Annotated in this window: 1 rRNA gene; it reads left to right on the top strand. The window is 54.7% G+C overall.

The features are described 5' to 3' along the window. Positions 1-256, top strand: a 23S ribosomal RNA gene (locus ACOYA6_RS23075); the annotation flags it as partial.

The raw sequence follows: 256 nt of genomic DNA, 5'->3' as shown, positions 1-256 counted from the left end.
CGAATACCGGAGAATGTTATCACGGGAGACACACGGCGGGTGCTAACGTCCGTCGTGAAGAGGGAAACAACCCAGACCGCCAGCTAAGGTCCCAAAGTCATGGTTAAGTGGGAAACGATGTGGGAAGGCACAGACAGCCAGGATGTTGGCTTAGAAGCAGCCATCATTTAAAGAAAGCGTAATAGCTCACTGGTCGAGTCGGCCTGCGCGGAAGATGTAACGGGGCTAAACCATGCACCGAAGCTGCGGCAGCGAC

Source organism: Leclercia barmai (genome assembly GCF_049312895.1).
Lineage (GTDB): Bacteria > Pseudomonadota > Gammaproteobacteria > Enterobacterales > Enterobacteriaceae > Enterobacter > Enterobacter barmai.
This window is presented reverse-complemented; position numbering and strand designations above follow the sequence as displayed.